Source organism: Nocardioides panacisoli (assembly GCF_039537325.1).
Taxonomy (GTDB): Bacteria; Actinomycetota; Actinomycetes; order Propionibacteriales; family Nocardioidaceae; genus Nocardioides; species Nocardioides panacisoli.
In genome coordinates, this window is sequence record NZ_BAABAH010000004.1 from 217,498 (window position 1) to 231,895 (window position 14,398).

Annotated in this window: 18 protein-coding genes; 6 read left to right on the plus strand and 12 right to left on the minus strand. The window is 73.0% G+C overall.

The window, feature by feature from the left end:
• Nucleotides 1-17: 17 nt before the first annotated feature.
• The 5 genes from ABD709_RS08505 to ABD709_RS08525 form a co-directional block, all read right to left on the minus strand.
• On the minus strand, nt 18-1,208 hold the full coding sequence (locus ABD709_RS08505) for a lysophospholipid acyltransferase family protein (RefSeq protein WP_344774291.1): 1,191 nt from the start codon (nt 1,206-1,208) through the stop codon (nt 18-20).
• Entirely contained in the window at nt 1,201-2,277 is a 1,077-nt protein-coding gene (locus ABD709_RS08510) for an NAD-dependent epimerase/dehydratase family protein (protein WP_344774293.1), read from the minus strand. Before ABD709_RS08510 ends, ABD709_RS08505 begins: the two co-directional genes overlap by 8 nt.
• Nucleotides 2,278-2,311: 34 nt before the next feature.
• The gene (locus ABD709_RS08515) at nt 2,312-2,413 is read right to left on the minus strand and encodes a 30S ribosomal protein bS22 (RefSeq protein ID WP_008356322.1); all 102 of its coding nucleotides are present in this window, start codon (nt 2,411-2,413) and stop codon (nt 2,312-2,314) included.
• 132 nt (nt 2,414-2,545) lie between these two features.
• Nucleotides 2,546-2,761: a helix-turn-helix domain-containing protein gene (locus ABD709_RS08520; protein WP_344774295.1), complete on the minus strand. Its 216-nt coding sequence runs from the start codon at nt 2,759-2,761 to the stop codon at nt 2,546-2,548.
• Nucleotides 2,762-3,100: 339 nt separating this feature from the next.
• The gene (locus tag ABD709_RS08525) at nt 3,101-4,291 is read right to left on the minus strand and encodes an acetoin utilization protein AcuC (RefSeq protein ID WP_344774297.1); all 1,191 of its coding nucleotides are present in this window, start codon (nt 4,289-4,291) and stop codon (nt 3,101-3,103) included.
• 181 nt (nt 4,292-4,472) lie between these two features.
• Between ABD709_RS08525 and trpS the strand changes: the two genes are divergently transcribed.
• Nucleotides 4,473-5,459, plus strand: coding sequence for a tryptophan--tRNA ligase (trpS, locus tag ABD709_RS08530; RefSeq protein WP_344774299.1), 987 nt, complete (start codon nt 4,473-4,475; stop codon nt 5,457-5,459).
• Nucleotides 5,460-5,473: 14 nt separating this feature from the next.
• On the opposite strand, the gene ABD709_RS08535 is transcribed toward trpS, so the two are convergent.
• A complete protein-coding gene (locus ABD709_RS08535) occupies nt 5,474-5,986 on the minus strand; it encodes a hypothetical protein (RefSeq protein ID WP_344774301.1) in 513 nt (170 codons plus the stop codon).
• 89 nt (nt 5,987-6,075) lie between these two features.
• On the opposite strand from ABD709_RS08535, the gene ABD709_RS08540 reads away from it, so the two are divergent.
• Both ABD709_RS08540 and ABD709_RS08545 read left to right on the plus strand, forming a co-directional pair.
• Entirely contained in the window at nt 6,076-6,462 is a 387-nt protein-coding gene (locus ABD709_RS08540) for a DUF1304 domain-containing protein (protein ID WP_344774303.1), read from the plus strand.
• A gap of 33 nt (nt 6,463-6,495) precedes the next feature.
• Entirely contained in the window at nt 6,496-7,182 is a 687-nt protein-coding gene (locus ABD709_RS08545) for an HAD family hydrolase (RefSeq protein WP_344774305.1), read from the plus strand.
• A 7-nt stretch (nt 7,183-7,189) separates the two neighbouring features.
• Here ABD709_RS08545 and proC read toward each other — a convergent pair whose 3' ends face one another.
• Nucleotides 7,190-7,990, minus strand: coding sequence for a pyrroline-5-carboxylate reductase (gene proC, locus ABD709_RS08550; protein ID WP_344774307.1), 801 nt, complete (start codon nt 7,988-7,990; stop codon nt 7,190-7,192).
• Between the two features lie 125 nt (nt 7,991-8,115).
• Between proC and ABD709_RS08555 the strand changes: the two genes are divergently transcribed.
• The 3 genes from ABD709_RS08555 to ABD709_RS08565 all read left to right on the plus strand — a co-directional run bounded on the left by ABD709_RS08555 (nt 8,116) and on the right by ABD709_RS08565 (nt 10,520).
• A complete protein-coding gene (locus ABD709_RS08555) occupies nt 8,116-8,550 on the plus strand; it encodes a hypothetical protein (RefSeq protein WP_344774309.1) in 435 nt (144 codons plus the stop codon).
• Between the two features lie 96 nt (nt 8,551-8,646).
• Nucleotides 8,647-9,897: a sensor histidine kinase gene (locus tag ABD709_RS08560; protein WP_344774311.1), complete on the plus strand. Its 1,251-nt coding sequence runs from the start codon at nt 8,647-8,649 to the stop codon at nt 9,895-9,897.
• A complete protein-coding gene (locus ABD709_RS08565; protein WP_344774313.1) occupies nt 9,894-10,520 on the plus strand; it encodes a response regulator in 627 nt (208 codons plus the stop codon). Before ABD709_RS08560 ends, ABD709_RS08565 begins: the two co-directional genes overlap by 4 nt.
• A gap of 3 nt (nt 10,521-10,523) precedes the next feature.
• On the opposite strand, the gene ABD709_RS08570 is transcribed toward ABD709_RS08565, so the two are convergent.
• Genes ABD709_RS08570 through ABD709_RS08590 form a run of 5 tightly spaced genes read right to left on the minus strand, consistent with a single transcriptional unit; the run spans nt 10,524 to nt 14,396 of the window.
• Complete coding sequence (locus tag ABD709_RS08570; protein ID WP_344774314.1) at nt 10,524-11,468, minus strand: proline dehydrogenase family protein; 945 nt, start codon at nt 11,466-11,468, stop codon at nt 10,524-10,526.
• 34 nt (nt 11,469-11,502) lie between these two features.
• A complete protein-coding gene (locus ABD709_RS08575; RefSeq protein WP_344774315.1) occupies nt 11,503-12,246 on the minus strand; it encodes an ABC transporter permease in 744 nt (247 codons plus the stop codon).
• On the minus strand, nt 12,243-12,959 hold the full coding sequence (locus ABD709_RS08580) for an ABC transporter ATP-binding protein (protein WP_344774316.1): 717 nt from the start codon (nt 12,957-12,959) through the stop codon (nt 12,243-12,245). The genes ABD709_RS08575 and ABD709_RS08580 overlap by 4 nt, the downstream gene beginning before the upstream one ends.
• A complete protein-coding gene (locus ABD709_RS08585) occupies nt 12,949-13,593 on the minus strand; it encodes a TetR/AcrR family transcriptional regulator (RefSeq protein ID WP_344774318.1) in 645 nt (214 codons plus the stop codon). Before ABD709_RS08585 ends, ABD709_RS08580 begins: the two co-directional genes overlap by 11 nt.
• The gene (locus tag ABD709_RS08590; RefSeq protein ID WP_344774320.1) at nt 13,590-14,396 is read right to left on the minus strand and encodes a sugar phosphate isomerase/epimerase family protein; all 807 of its coding nucleotides are present in this window, start codon (nt 14,394-14,396) and stop codon (nt 13,590-13,592) included. The genes ABD709_RS08585 and ABD709_RS08590 overlap by 4 nt, the downstream gene beginning before the upstream one ends.
• Nucleotides 14,397-14,398: the final 2 nt, after the last annotated feature.

Here is a 14,398-nt window from a genome sequence, read left to right on the forward strand (position 1 = left end):
CCTCAGCGGAAGACCCCTCAGCGGAAGACGGAGTCCCGTTCGCGGAGCAGGGTGAACAGCGTCTGCTGGATCGTCTCGCGGACCTGGTCGGTGACGTTGAAGACCAGCATCGGGTCGTCGGCGGCGCCCTCGTCGTACTCGTCGGTGCGGATCGGCTCGCCGAACTCGAGGTACCACTTCGACGGGAGCGGCACGAGGCCGAGCGGGCCGAGCCACGGGAACAGCGGCGTGATCGGGATGTACGGCACTCCGAGCAGGCGCGCGAGCGACGGCACGTTGCCGACGAGTGGGTAGATCTCCTCGGCACCGACGACCGACAGCGGGACGATCGGGACACCCGCGCGGATCGCGGCCGACACGAAGCCGCCGCGACCGAAGCGCTGCAGCTTGTAGCGCTCGGAGAAGGGCTTGCCGATGCCCTTGAAGCCCTCCGGCCACACCCCGACCAGCTCGCCGCTGGACATCATCCGCTCGGCGTCCTCGTTGCACGCCAGCGTGGCGCCGCCCTTGCGCGCCACCACACTGACGAACGGGAGCCGGAACACCAGGTCGGCGCCGAGCGGACGGAGGTAGCGCCCGGTGTGGTCGTGGATCGCGACCGTGGACATCACCGTGTCGACAGGGATGGTGCCGGAGTGGTTGGACACGACCAGCGCGCCGCCCTCGGCGGGGATGTTCTCGGCACCGCGGACCTCGATCCGGAACCACTTCTCCGCGAGCGGCCGCAGCGCGGCCAGGAAGAGCCGTTCGGTGATCTCGGGGTCGAAGCCGTACTCGTCGACCTCGTAGTCGCCGGTCAGCCGCCGGCGCAGGAACGCGATGAAGCGGGCGAGCTGCGGCTCCCACTGGTCGCCGAAGACCTCGCGGCTGGCGTGCTGGAGAGCGGCGAGCCAGTCGCCGACCGGGATGCCGCGGGTGGGCTCCCTGTCGCGCACCTCGAGCGCGCCGTCGTGCTCGGTCGCTGCGGGCGTCGGATCCGCGTCGGGCTGCTGCGCCTCGGGCTGCTCCGGAGCCGGCGGCGGTGCGTCCGGCTGCTCCGGCTGCTCGGGCTCAGCGGCGTCGTCGCTGGAATCGGGTCCGGCGTCCGTCGGCTTCGCGGACTTGCCGCGGCCCGGCGCGAGACCGCGGGCGGCGGCCGAGGGCCGCGTTCCGGTGCCGCGGCCGGGGCGGCCCCGGGTGCCGATCGGGATGATCTCGGCGTCACCCATCGGATCCTCCAGCAAGGGTCAGCCGGGGCGCCGACGAGGGCAGCGTCCGGTCGTCGTCCGGTTCGGGAAGGCGCTCGGCGACGGCGGCGAGCACCCGCTCGGCACGCCCGCCGGTGGGGACGAGGGTGCTCGCGAACTCCCCGAACGCCTCGGCGGTCGTGTACTGCGGCTCGAAGCCGAGCTGGCGGCGCATCCGGGTCGTGTCGACCCCGCGACCGAAGGTCAGGAACGCGAGCAGCTCGGGTGACAGGTCGGCGACCCGCGCGGAGCGCAGCGCCGACCCGAGACCGCCGAAGGCGATCCCCGGCAGCGGCACGCCGGGGCGCTGCAGCCGGCGCAGCGCCTGGGAGAGGGCAAGGGTGCCGTCACCCGCGATGTTGAAGGTGCCCTCGACGGGGTGGAGCGCCGCGTGCCGGAGCACCCGGTTGAGATCGGTCTCGTGCAGGAACTGCAGACGCGGGTCGAAGCCGAGGACGGTCGGGATCACCGGGAGCCGGAGGTAGGACGTCAGGGGGCTCACCACGCGCGGCCCGATGACGTTCGCGCAGCGGAGCATGGTCACGGTGACGTCGGGGCGCCGGCGGGCGAACCCACGGACGTAGCCCTCGACCTCGGAGACGTCCTTGGCGTAGCCCGAGCGTGCGGGCCGACGAGGCTCCATGTCCTCGGTGAACATCGCCGGGTCGCGGTTGCTGGCGCCGTAGAGGGTGGTGGTCGACTTCACCACCAGCTGCCGCACGCGCTCGGACTTCTGGCAGGCGGCGAGCAGCTGCATCGTGCCGATCACGTTGAGCTCCTTCATCGTGCCTCGCCCGCCGGCGGTGCCGGGGGTGGCGATGACGCTCATGTGGACGACGGTGTCGATCTCCTCGCGGTCGATGATCTTGGCGATCACCGGGTTGCGGATGTCGGCACGCACGAACGTGACGTCGCCGATGTCACCGCGGGGCGGCACGGCGTCGATGCCCACGACGCGGTCGACATCCGGGTCGGCGGCGAGGGTGCGCGCGAACGTGCGCCCGAGGTCTCGCGAGACCCCGGTGACGAGGATCGTGCGACCGCCTGCCATCCCTGTCTGCGAGCCTTCGATCAGGGGCCGGCGGTTACTTGCCGAGCTTGCGACGCTGGACGCGCGTCTTCTTCAGCAGCTTGCGGTGCTTCTTCTTCGCCATGCGCTTGCGCCGCTTCTTGATGACAGAACCCACGGAAAACCTCTCCACCTCTTCCCCGAACCCTTCGGGGACCGGGCCAGCCTATCCGGGCCGGTGAGGGCGCGGTGAATCAGCGGATGCGGTGGGACGAAGATCGCATCACGGTGCGAGCCGGCGGAGCCTCGGCTAACCGGCGTTGAAGAAGGACTTCCTGAGGTAGTCGTCGACGTCCTGCTCGGTCACCCGGAAGGAGCGGCCGACGCGCACGGCAGGCAGCTCGCCGGAGTGGACCAGCCGGTAGACCGTCATCTTGGAGACGCGCATCATGGTCGCGACTTCGGCGATGGTCAGGAACTTGGGGTCCGGAAGCGACTCGGTGCGCTCGCGGGGCGAGGGAGCCATGGCCAACCACACTTTCCGTGCGCCCGTCATCGCCTTCCCCAGCGATGAATCGCGGACGCTCATGCGTGAGAATAGGGCCAGATGTGATCTGTGGGGAAGGGGTTCACCACTGTAACTTCTGGGATTTCCGGCGTGTCGTCTTGACGAGGACGACATCACCAGACCCGACGGGCGGGGGCCGATTCTTGCAGCGATCCGCTGGTCCCGGAACAACACGCGCGGCGCCGGCGCGCCCGCCACACTATCCACGGCCCGGCCTCGCCCCTCCCCACCGTCCGGCTCCTGCACCGTCGTGCGGGCGAGGGCCGGGCCCTACTCGTCCCGGTGCTTCCGGAGCGCTCAGGGCAGTGGGTCGAGGCCGTGGAGCGGGAAGATCTCGCTGCGGGTGGCGTTGATGGCCCGGTCCAGCCAGTTCGCTGGGTCGTAGCCGTCCTCCCACCGCACGAAGCCGACCGGCCGGTCCTCGCCCATCCGCAGCGGCGCGCGACGGCCGCAGGTCGCGCGGACGTGCTCGCGCCACTCGCCCGGCACCTCGGTTCCCGCGTCGAGCGGACGGCCGCCCACCGCGGCCAGCAGGTGCGTCCAGGCGCGGGGCACCACGCTGCTGACGGCGTACCCGCCGCCGCCCGTCGCGATCCAGCGGCCGTCCGCCACCTCGTGGGCGAGCGCGTGGAGGTCGAGGTAGGTCTCGCGCTGGCCGTCCACGCTGAGCATCAGGTCGGCAAGGGGGTCGTCCGCGTGGGAGTCGCAGCCGTGCTGGGTGACGAGGACGTCGGGCCGAAACTCGCGCAGGAGCGGAGGCACGACCGCGTGGAACGCACGCCGCCAACCCGCGTCGCCGGTCCCCGGTGGCAGTGCGACGTTCACGGCGGACCCCTCGGCGTCCGGACCGCCGTGGTCGGCGGGGAACCCGGTGCCGGGGAAGAGGAACTGACCGGTCTCGTGCAGGGAGATGGTGAGCACCCGCGGGTCGTCGTAGAAGATCCGCTCGACGCCGTCGCCGTGGTGGACGTCCACGTCGACGTACGCGACCCGCTGCGCCCCCTGGTCGAGCAGCCAGCGGATGCCGACGGCGACGTCGTTGTAGATGCAGAACCCGCTGGCGCGGTCCGGCATCGCGTGGTGGAGGCCGCCGGTGATGTTCGCGGCGTGGAGGGCCTCGCCCGTCCAGACCCGGCGGAAGGCCTCGTGGCTGGCACCGACGATGTGGGCGGCGGCGTGGTGCATGCCGCGGAAGACCGGGTTGTCGTCCGTGCCGAGACCGCGGCCCTCCTCCCCGGGGCCGGGCCGTGCGCTCATCCGCCGCACCGCCTCGATGAGGGCGGGCTCGTGCACCGTCGCGAGCAGGTCGTCCGAGGCGACCGGCGCCGGCACGGTGGCCAGGCCACCGGCGCCGACCACGCCGAGCGCGGTGGCCAGGCGCACGGTCAGGTCGACGCGGAGCGGCGCCATCGGGTGCTCGGGGCCGAAGTCGTAGTCGGTGAGGCTCGGGTCGAAGACGAGGGTCGCCGGGCCTGCACAGTCGATCACGGCGCCGACGCTACCGCCGCGTGTGCCACCATGGAGCCGTGCTGCGTACGACGAACCTGTGGTGGCCCGCCTGACCGGCGGCCTCCCGTACCAGCACGTCCCACCACGGCCGCCTGCGGGCGGCCGTCGTCGTACCCGGACCCTGCGTCCGCCCGTGGGCCTCATCCAAGGAGAGCTCCACATGACCACCCTCGCCCCCGCCGCCACCCGGCGGCTGTCGCTGATCACGCCCTCCGGGCGGCTCACCCTCGGCAACCTGCTCGGCGCGCTCGGCCCGATGGCGGCCGGCCAGGACGACGCCGAGTGCTTCTACGGCATCTCCGACCTGCACGCGCTGACGACGCCGCGCTCCCCGGCCGAGCTCCGCGCCGCCGTCACCGAGCAGGCGACGCTGCTCCTCGCCGCCGGCCTCGACCGGAGCACGCTCTTCGTGCAGAGCGACGTGCCGGCGCACGCCGCACTGAGCTACCTCCTCGAGTGCGTCGCCACCACCGGGGAGCTCGGCCGGATGATCCAGTTCAAGGAGAAGTCACGGCGCCAGGGCTCGGTGCGCGCCTCGCTGTTCACCTACCCGGTGCTGATGGCGGCCGACATCCTGCTCTACCGGCCGCAGGAGGTGCCGGTGGGCGACGACCAGCGCCAGCACGTCGAGCTCACCCGCGACCTCGCGCTGCGCTTCAACGCGGCCTACGGAGAGGTGTTCACCGTCCCGGAGATCACGGTGCCGCCGGTCGGCGCGCGGGTGATGGACCTCGCCGACCCGACCCGCAAGATGAGCAAGTCGGGCGCGGACGCGGGCGTGATCGGGCTGCTCGACCCACCGGACGTCGTACGGCGGAAGGTCGCTCGCGCCGTCACCGACGGCGACAGCGGCCCGGACGCCGTCCGCGCTGACCGGGCAGGCAAGCCCGGCGTGACGAACCTGCTCGAGATCCTCGAGGCGTGCGACGGGTCCGCGGACGGTCTGGCGTCCTACGGTGGGCTGAAGGCGGCGGTGACCGACGCCGTGGTCGCGACCCTGGAGCCGTTGCAGCGCAGGTGCGCCGACCTCGCGGCGGACCCCGGGCACGTCGCCGAGGTCTACCGACGGGGCGCCGCCCGCTGCCGTGAGGTCACCGAGCCGGTGCTCGACGCTGCGCGCGCCGCGATCGGGCTGGGCGGTCGCTGAGGACGCCGCCCGGCCTAGGAGGCCTCGGGGCCCCGGCGCCGTACCTCCTCGACGTGCGTGAGCGACTCGCGGAGCTCGGCGAGCCAGTCCTCGGTGTGCTGCTGGACCAGCCGGACGCACCAGCCGAGGGCGTCGCTGCGACTGCGCGCCACGCCGCCGGACACCAGGAGGTCGAGGACCTGACGCTCGGGCTGGCGCAGCCTCGTCATCACCGGCGCCGCGACGTGGGTGAACAGCGCGCGCCTCTCGTCGCACTCGACGCCCCAGGACACCTTGCGGTCGAACCGGTGCTCCGCCTCGCGGGCGACGGCCATCCTCGCCTCCCGGGTGCGCTCGCGGAACTCGGCGATTCGCCCCTCGACCGTCGCGGCTCGCTCCGCGTCGGAGGCGTCGGCCGCGACCTCCGGCTTCGGGATCCGGCCGACCACGGTGATCTCCTCGCGGTCGACGGCGACGTCGACCAGCTCCTCGAACAGCCCTGCGGGCAGGCGGCCGGCGAACCAGCCACGCACTTCGTCTGTCGTCATGTAATCATGATTACTCGCTTGCACCGATTGCGCAAGGGACCTCGGCAAGAGGTGGCCCGCCGGGCGCCGGGCGTGGGACGCTGCCGGGCATGCTGACCGTCGGGCTCGCGCTCGCGGGGCTCGCTGCGGCCCTGCACGTCTACATCTTCTTCATGGAGTCGCTGGCCTGGACCAGGCCGAGCACCCGCGCGGTGTTCGGCACCTCGGCCGAGGAGGCCGAGGCCACCCGGGAGCTCGCGTTCAACCAGGGCTTCTACAACCTCTTCCTCGCGGTCGTGGCCGTCGTCGGGGTCGTCGTGGTCGCGGCGGGCCCCGACGACGTCGGGTCCGCCCTCGTGCTCGCCGGCACCGGGTCGATGGCCGCCGCCGCGACGGTGCTGGTGGCCGGGAACCCGGCGCGTTCCTCGGCCGCCCTGAAGCAGGGGCTGGTCCCGCTGCTCGCCGTGATCGCCGTGGTGATCGGGCTCGCCACCTGAGCGATGTCGGCGGCCGCTGCGAGACTGTGCGCCATGGCGATCCGGGCGGTCCTCTTCGACCTGGACGACACCCTGTTCGACCACCGCGGGGCCGCCGAGCGGGGCCTGCGGACCTGGCTGACCGGCCTCGGCCTGCACGACGCGCTCGAGGACCACGCCGAGCGCTGGTTCGCCCTGGAGGCCCACCACTACGAGCGCTACCAGCGCGGCGAGATCACCCACACCGGGCAGCGCCGGGCCCGGGTGCGGGCGTTCCTGCCGGGCTGGGACCTGGCCGACGACGCGATCGCCGACGACACCTTCGCCGGCTACCTCGCGTGCTACCGCGCGGCCTGGTCGGCGTTCGCCGACGCGGCGGCCGCTCTGGAGGCGGCCCTCGCGGCGGGCCTCCCGGTCGGGATCCTCACCAACGGCGACCAGGCCATCCAGGAGGAGAAGGTGCGCCGCACCGGGCTCGCGCCGTTCGGCGTGCCGGTGTTCGCCTCGTCCTCGCTCCCGGCCGCCAAGCCGGAGCCGGCGGCGTTCGTCGCGGCCTGCGCGCGGCTCGGCGTGGAGCCGGCGTCCTGCGTGATGGTCGGCGACTCGCTCGTGCACGACGTGGCCGGCGCCGCCGGCGCCGGGCTCGGCAGCGTGCTCGTGGACCGCTACGGGCGCTACGACCGGCGCGCGGACGCGGTCGGCGTACGCCGGGTCCGGACGCTCACCGAGCTCGCCTGGTAGTCGACGCTCAGCCGCCCGCGAGCTCGCGCGAGCGGTCGCGGGCGGCCTCGAGGGCCGCGAGGAAGGCGGCACGGACGCGGTGGATCTCGAGCTCGCGCAGCGCCGCCGCCGTCGTGCCGCCGGGCGAGGTGACCTGCTCGCGCAGCACGGTGGGGTGCTCGCCGGTCTCGCGGAGCATCAGCGCCGAGCCGACCAGGGTCTGGATCACCAGCTCGCTGGCCGTCGAGCGGGGCAGGCCGAGGTGCACGCCGGCCTCGATCATCGACTCCACGACGAAGAAGACGTACGCCGGTCCCGACCCGCTGATCGCGGTGACGGCGTCCTGCTGCTTCTCGGGCACCCGCACCACCTTGCCGACCGAGGCCATCAGCGCCTCGGCCTCGACCAGGTGCTCCTCGTCGCAGTGCGAGCCTGCCGAGATGGCGGACATGCCCTGGTCGACCAGCGCGGGGGTGTTCGGCATGACCCGGACGACGGCGACGCCGTGCGGGACGCGGGACTCGATGAAGTCGGTGGTGATGCCGGCGGCCAGCGAGACCAGCAGCTGGCCGGGGCGCAGCACGGAGGAGATCTCGGCGAGCACGTCGGCCATGTCCTGCGGCTTGACGACGAGGGCGACGGTGTCGGCCTTGGTGGCGGCGTCGAGGTTGGAGACGACCGCGACGCCGTACCTCTCCTGCAGCTCCGCGGCGCGCTCCTCACGCTTCTCGCCGACCAGCAGCTGGTCGACGCGGCGGCCGGCCCGGACGAGACCGGAGAGCAGCGTCTCCCCCATCACGCCGGCGCCGATCACAGCAGTCTGCTTCATCGCCACAGGATGACAGGTCGCGGCGGCTCGCGGGCCGGAGAGGTCCTAGTACCACCGGACAATGGCGGGCTGCCCGCGCCCCCGCACACGATGAGTGGACCGTCCCCCGACAAGGAGATCCACCCATGAAGAAGCTCACCTCCCGCCTCGCCGCCTGTGCCCTGCTGGCCGCGGCCGCACCGTTCGCGACCGCCGGCGCGGCCTTCGCCTCGCACGGAGCCGACGACGGCACCGGCGACGACAGCGGCGGCGGACGCGGCGGCGCCGACGTCCGCAACCACGGCAGCTGCAGCGGCACGACGAGCTGGAAGATCAAGGCGAAGCCCGACGACGGCCGGATCGAGGTGGAGGCCGAGATCGACAGCAACGCGTCCGGCCAGCAGTGGGACTGGGTGCTCAAGCACAACGGCAGCACCTCGGCCCACGGCACCGCGACCACCCACGGCGCGAGCGGCTCGTTCAGCGTCGAGCGACGGACGGTGAACGCCGCCGGCGCCGACGCGCTCCGGTTCCGCGCCACCCACGCCGGCGAGACCTGCGTGGCCCGGGTGCGGCTCTGAGCGCCGCAGCCGACCGTCCGGCTGGCGCACGAGCACTACTCCGCTGATACTTGCCCGATCATGGCCGGACCTGGATGGCGCCTCGTGAGGAGCCCGGTGACCCAGTTCCTGGTCGTCGGGCTCCTCGCCTTCGCGGCGATCGTCGTCGGCGCCCGCGTGCTCACCGCTCGCGCGGCGAACGACGAGGCGATCCGCGACGCGCGGCGGTTCACCGAGGTGCTGGCCGGCTCGGTGGCCGAGCCGGTCATCCCGCGGGGCCTGGTCGACGGCGACCCCGGCGCCGTCGACCGGTTCGACCGGGTCGCGACCGACCGCCTGCTCGTGGGCGACGTGCGCCGGATCAAGATCTGGTCCGCCGACGGCACGATCGTCTACTCCGACGAGGTGCGCCTGATCGGCGAGCACTTCAGGTTCGGCAGCGAGGAGCGCGAGATCCTGCGCGACGGCGGCTCGGACGCCGAGGTGACCGACCTCGACAAGCCGGAGAACCGCTACGAGCGCGGCGGCGACGGGCTCGTCGAGGTGTACACGAAGATCTGGTCGCCCGAGGGCGAGCCGCTGCTCTTCGAGGCGTACTTCACCGTCCAGGGCATCGAGGCGCGCCAGGCAGCGGTGATCGGCCCGTTCCAGCGGATCACCCTCGGCGCGCTGGCTGTCCTCGTGTGCGTCGCGACCGTGCTGCTCTGGCTGCTCACGCGGCGGGCCGCGCGTGCCGCCGCCGAGCGCGAGCGACTGCTGCGCAGCGCCGCGACCGCGTCGGAGGCCGAGCGGCGCCGGATCGCCCGCGACCTGCACGACGGCGTGGTCCAGGACCTCGCCGGCACGGCGTTCACGCTGTCCGCACTGGCGCGCGACACCGACGAGCCGACCCACGGAGGTCTGGTCGCGGCCGGGACCGCGCTGCGCGAGAACCTGCGCTCACTGCGCTCCCTGCTCGTCGAGATCCACCCGCCCGACCTCACCGCGGCGACGCTCCCGGCGGCGCTGGAGGACCTCTGTGCGCCGGCGGCGGCCCGCGGCGTCGACGTCACGGTGACCGTCGGGGAGCTCGGCGCCGTCACGCCCGACGACGCCGCGATGGTCTGGCGGGTCGCGCAGGAGACGGTGCGGAACACGCTCCGGCACGCGCAGGCGACGACGATGACCGTGGGCCTGCAGCGGCACGGCGACCGGCTCGTCCTGGCCGTCACCGACGACGGCACCGGCTTCGACCCGGCGGCGGTGAGCGCGACCGCGCACTACGGCCTGCGCGGGCTGGAGAGCCTGGTCCGCGACACGGGCGGGACGCTCGCGATCCGGTCCCGGCCCGGTGAGGGCACGAGCGTGCGGCTGGAGGTGGGCGGGTGAGCACCATCCGGGTGGCCCTGGTCGACGACCACGCCGTCGTCCGCAGCGGCCTCGAGCAGCTGCTCGGCGGTGAGCCCGACCTCGAGGTCGTCGGCACCGCGGCGGACGGCGAGGAGGCCCTGGAGCTGGTACGCCGGACGCGCCCCGACGTCGTGCTCATGGACCTGCAGATGCCCGGCACCGACGGCGTCACCGCCACCCGCCGGATCGTCGAGGAGCTGGGCACCGACGTCCTCGTCCTCACCTCGTTCTCCGACGCGACGCGCATCGTCGCCGCGCTGGACGCGGGAGCCGTGGGCTACCTCCTCAAGGACGCCGAGCCCGAGGACCTGGTCGAGGGGATCCGCGCGGTCAGCCGCGGGGAGTCGCCGCTGCACCCGCGCGCCGCACGGCAGCTCCTGCAGTCCCGCTCCGGGCCCCGCGCGGACCCCGACCTGACGCCGCGCGAGGTCGAGGTGCTCGGCCTGGTGCGCAAGGGGCTCGCCAACAAGCAGATCGCCCGGAGGCTCGGCATCTCCGAGCGCACCGTCAAGGCGCACCTGACCTCCGCGTTCGCGCGGATCGGCGTGCAGGACCGCACCCAGGCGGCCGTCTGGGCCGAGCGGCACGAGATCGGCGGTTGACCGCTACTTCTTGGAGACCAGCGAGGTCAGGAAGAACGAGAGGTTCTGCGGCCGCTCGGCGAGCCGGCGCATCAGGTAGCCGTACCACTGGACGCCGTAGGGGACGTAGACGCGGACCATCTCTCCGGCTTCGGCCAGCCGCTTCTGCTCCAAGGGCCGGATGCCGTAGAGCATCTGGAACTCGTAGGTGCCCTGCGCGCGGCCGAAGCGGCTGGCGAGCGAGGTGGCGATCTCGATCAGCCGGGGGTCGTGGGTCGCGATCATCGGGTAGCCCGCGCCGCTCAGCAGCGCCTTGAGGCAGCGGACGTAAGAGCGGTCGACCTCGGTGGCATCGGTGTAGGCGACCTCGGCGGGCTCGTCGTAGGCCCCCTTGCAGAGGCGGACCCGCGAGCCCTCGTGGGCGAGCGCGCGGCAGTCGGCCTCGGTGCGGTGCAGGTAGGCCTGCACGACCGCGCCGGTCTCGGGGAAGTCCTTGCGCAGCTCGCGCAGCACGGCGAGCGTCGCGTCGGTGGTGGTGTGGTCCTCCATGTCGAGGGTCACGGTGGTGCCTGCGTTGCGGGCCGCGCGACAGATGGCGCGAGCGTTGTCGAGGGCGATCTTGTGACCGCCGCCCGGCGCCCCGTCGAGGGCGAGCCCGATCGCGGTGAGCTTCACGCTGACCTCGGCCTTGCCGGTGAGCCCGGCCGCGGAGAGCCGGGCGAGCAGCTCTCGGTAGGCCTCGACGGTCGCGTCCGCGTCGGCGACGTCGGTCGTGTCCTCGCCGAGGTGGTCGATGGTCGCGGTCAGGCCGTCGGCCGCCAGGGCCTCGACCGCCGCGACGACGTCGTCGACCGACTCCCCGGGAACGTAGCTCCGCACGATCCCGGCCGACACCGGCATCGACGACACCAGACGCTTGATCGTTCCGCTCCGCGCCAGCAGCAGGAGCGTGTCTCGAACGGGCCGCATGCCCCCAACGGTACGGCGGTGACGGTGGCTGTCCTCAATCGCTGCGGCGACGCAGGGTGCCGGCGCCGAGGGCGAGGGCGGCGAGCACGAAGGCGGCGACGATGCCGAGATCTCCCCAGACGTCGCCGGTGGCGGTGTCGTCGCGGACGGCCGTCATCGCGTCGACCGCGTAGGACAGCGGCAGCACGTTGCTGATCGCCTCCAGCACGTCGGGCATCAGCGGGCGACTCATGAACAGCCCGCACAGCAGGATCTGGGGTACGACGACCGCGGGCATGAACTGCACCGCCTGGAACTCGGTGCGTGCGAACGCGCTCACGAACAGGCCGAGAGCCGAACCGAGGACGGCGTCGACGACCGCGACCACGGTGAGCAGCCAGACTCCGCCCTCGATGTCGAGACCGAGGGCGCCGACGCTCAGCAGCACCGCCGCTGCCGACTGCACGGCCGCGACCAGCCCGAACGCGATCGCGTAGCCCAGCAGGAAGTCGAGCTTGCCCATCGGCATCGCGAGCAACCGCTCGAGAGTGCCGCTGGAGCGCTCGCGCAGCGTGGTCACGCTGGTCACGAGGAACATCACGATGAACGGGAAGATCGCCAGCAGTCCCGGCGCGAGCTTCTGGAACTGGTCGACCGGCCCCGGGGCGTCGTCGAACATCCACCAGAGCAGGGTCATCAGCGCGCAGGGCAGGACGAGCATGATCGCGAGGGTGCGGTGGTCGCGCCGGAGCTGCACGAGCACGCGGCCCGCGACGGCGAGGGTGATCCGAGGGCTCACGCCGCCTCACCTCGCACGATCGCCAGGAACGCCTGCTCGATGTCGTCGACCCCGGCCTTCTCCTTGATCGCCGTCGGCGAGCCGTCCGCGATGATCACGCCGTCCCGCATCAGCATCAGCCGGTCGCAGCGCTCCGCCTCGTCCATGACGTGGCTGGAGACGAGCACGGCCGCGCCGGCGTCGGCGAGGCGGTGGAAGGTGCCCCAGAGGACCTCGCGGAGCACCGGGTCGAGCCCGACGGTCGGCTCGTCCAGGACGAGCAGGTCCGGGCTGCCGAGCAGCGCCACGGCCAGGTTGGCCCGCGACCGCTGGCCGCCGCTGAGCCGCGCGACCACCTGGTCGGCGTGGTCGCCGAGGTCGACGGCGGCGATGCAGCGCTCGACCTCCGCCCGGTCCACGCCGAGCACCCGCGCGAAGAAGGCGACGTTCTCGGTGACGCTCAGGTCGTCGTACACGCTCGGCGCCTGGGTCACGTAGCCGATCCGGTCCCGCAGCGACCGCGACCCCGCGGGCTCGCCGAGCACCCGCACCGAGCCGGACACCCGGGCCTGCACGCCCACCACGGCGCGGATCAGGGTGCTCTTGCCGCAGCCCGACGGTCCGAGCAGGCCGGTGACCTCTCCCGCGGGCACGATGAAGTCCAGGCCGTGCAGGACCTCCCGCCTCCCGCGGACCACGACGAGTCCACTCACCTCGACGGCGTTATTCATCATGTGTTGAATAATCCTCCTGCGCCCCGCCGGGCGCAAGAGGCAGCGGTGCCGTGAGGTAGCGCTGGATGGTCGGGCCGTAGATCCCGACCAGGGCGTCGACCGACATCGACGCGATCGGCTCGATCCGGACGACGTAGCGCGCCAGGATCAGCCCGATCACCTGGCTCGCGACGAGCGGCATCCGCAGCTCGGGGTGCTCGATGCCGAGGCTCTCGCCGACCGGCAGCAGCACGACCGGGAGGAAGCCCTCCCTGATCAGCCGGTCCCCGCCGGGCTCGAGGATGCCGCGGGCCGTCGCGATCAGCCCGGGCTGGAGCGCCTCGTCGTCCCAGATCGACAGGAAGGTGCGCAGGAACGGCTCGGCGGCCTCCTCCGGCGGCCCGATGATCGCCGCCGCGAGCAGCGCCCGCGGGTCGACCGGCAGGGCGAGAGCGGCGAGGAACAGGTCGTCCTTGGTGCCGAAGTAGTGGTGCACGAGGGCCGCGTCCACGCCCGCGTCGGCGGCGACGGCGCGGATCGTCGTACCTGCGAAGCCCTCGGCGGCGAAGCGCTCGCGCGCGGCGGCGAGGATGGCGGCCCGGGTGTCGGGGCTGCCGGGGCGACGGCCGCGACGGCCCGCGGGCGCCGCGGTCACTGCTCCGAGGGAGCCGGTACGGCGCTCAGGTGCTCGGCGGCGAACTCGAACGACTCCCGCAGGTCGTCCTCCCGCTCGGCGGTCGACCGGCAGCGGCGGGTGTTGATCTCGAGCACGACCTCGCCCCCGAACCCGGTCGCCGCGAGGTGCCGCAGGAACCGGTCCGCGCCCATCTCGCCGCGGCCCGGCACCAGGTGCTCGTCCTTGGGCGAGCCGGTGCCGTCGGTGAGGTGGATGTGCCGCAGCCGCGGCCCGAGCCGCTCGGCCATCGCGACGACGTCGTCGCCCGCGATCGCCGCATGGGAGAGGTCGATCGTGGTGTTGGCGTAGGGCTCGTCGGAGGGGTCCCAGCCGGGCAGGTACATCTCGAGGCGGCGGCGCTGCGAGGCCCGCCACGGGTACATGTTCTCGACCGCGAACGCGATCCCCGTCGTCTCCTCCAGAGCGGCGATGCCCTCGACGAAGCCGAGCGCGTAGTCCTTCTGCCACCGGAACGGCGGGTGCACGACCACGACCTCGGCGCCGACCTCGTGCGCCATCTCCGCCGAGCGCTCGAGCTTCCCCCACGGCTCGAGGCCCCAGACCCGCTGGGTGAACAGCAGGCAGGGCGCGTGCACGGCCGACACCGGCAGTCCGTGGTGCTCGGAGAGCTGCTTGATCGCGGCGGCCTGCTGGGACAGGGCGTCGATGCCGACCATGATCTCCATCGCCTCGTAGCCGGTGCGGGCGGCGTAGGAGAAGGCGTGCGCGGTCGACTCCGGGTAGACCGACACGGTCGACAGGCCGATGCGGGGGCGCGTCACGC

What these genes read in the sequence shown, in the direction of transcription:
- ABD709_RS08505 (WP_344774291.1), bottom strand. Translation starts at nt 1,208, where the DNA reads ATGGGTGACGCCGAGATCATCCCGATCGGCACCCGGGGCCGCCCCGGC.
- ABD709_RS08510 (WP_344774293.1), bottom strand. Translation starts at nt 2,277, where the DNA reads ATGGCAGGCGGTCGCACGATCCTCGTCACCGGGGTCTCGCGAGACCTC.
- ABD709_RS08520 (WP_344774295.1), bottom strand. Translation starts at nt 2,761, where the DNA reads ATGGCTCCCTCGCCCCGCGAGCGCACCGAGTCGCTTCCGGACCCCAAG.
- trpS (WP_344774299.1), top strand. Translation starts at nt 4,473, where the DNA reads ATGACCACCCTCGCCCCCGCCGCCACCCGGCGGCTGTCGCTGATCACG.
- ABD709_RS08535 (WP_344774301.1), bottom strand. Translation starts at nt 5,986, where the DNA reads ATGACGACAGACGAAGTGCGTGGCTGGTTCGCCGGCCGCCTGCCCGCA.
- ABD709_RS08540 (WP_344774303.1), top strand. Translation starts at nt 6,076, where the DNA reads ATGCTGACCGTCGGGCTCGCGCTCGCGGGGCTCGCTGCGGCCCTGCAC.
- ABD709_RS08545 (WP_344774305.1), top strand. Translation starts at nt 6,496, where the DNA reads ATGGCGATCCGGGCGGTCCTCTTCGACCTGGACGACACCCTGTTCGAC.
- proC (WP_344774307.1), bottom strand. Translation starts at nt 7,990, where the DNA reads ATGAAGCAGACTGCTGTGATCGGCGCCGGCGTGATGGGGGAGACGCTG.
- ABD709_RS08555 (WP_344774309.1), top strand. Translation starts at nt 8,116, where the DNA reads ATGAAGAAGCTCACCTCCCGCCTCGCCGCCTGTGCCCTGCTGGCCGCG.
- ABD709_RS08570 (WP_344774314.1), bottom strand. Translation starts at nt 11,468, where the DNA reads ATGCGGCCCGTTCGAGACACGCTCCTGCTGCTGGCGCGGAGCGGAACG.
- ABD709_RS08580 (WP_344774316.1), bottom strand. Translation starts at nt 12,959, where the DNA reads ATGATGAATAACGCCGTCGAGGTGAGTGGACTCGTCGTGGTCCGCGGG.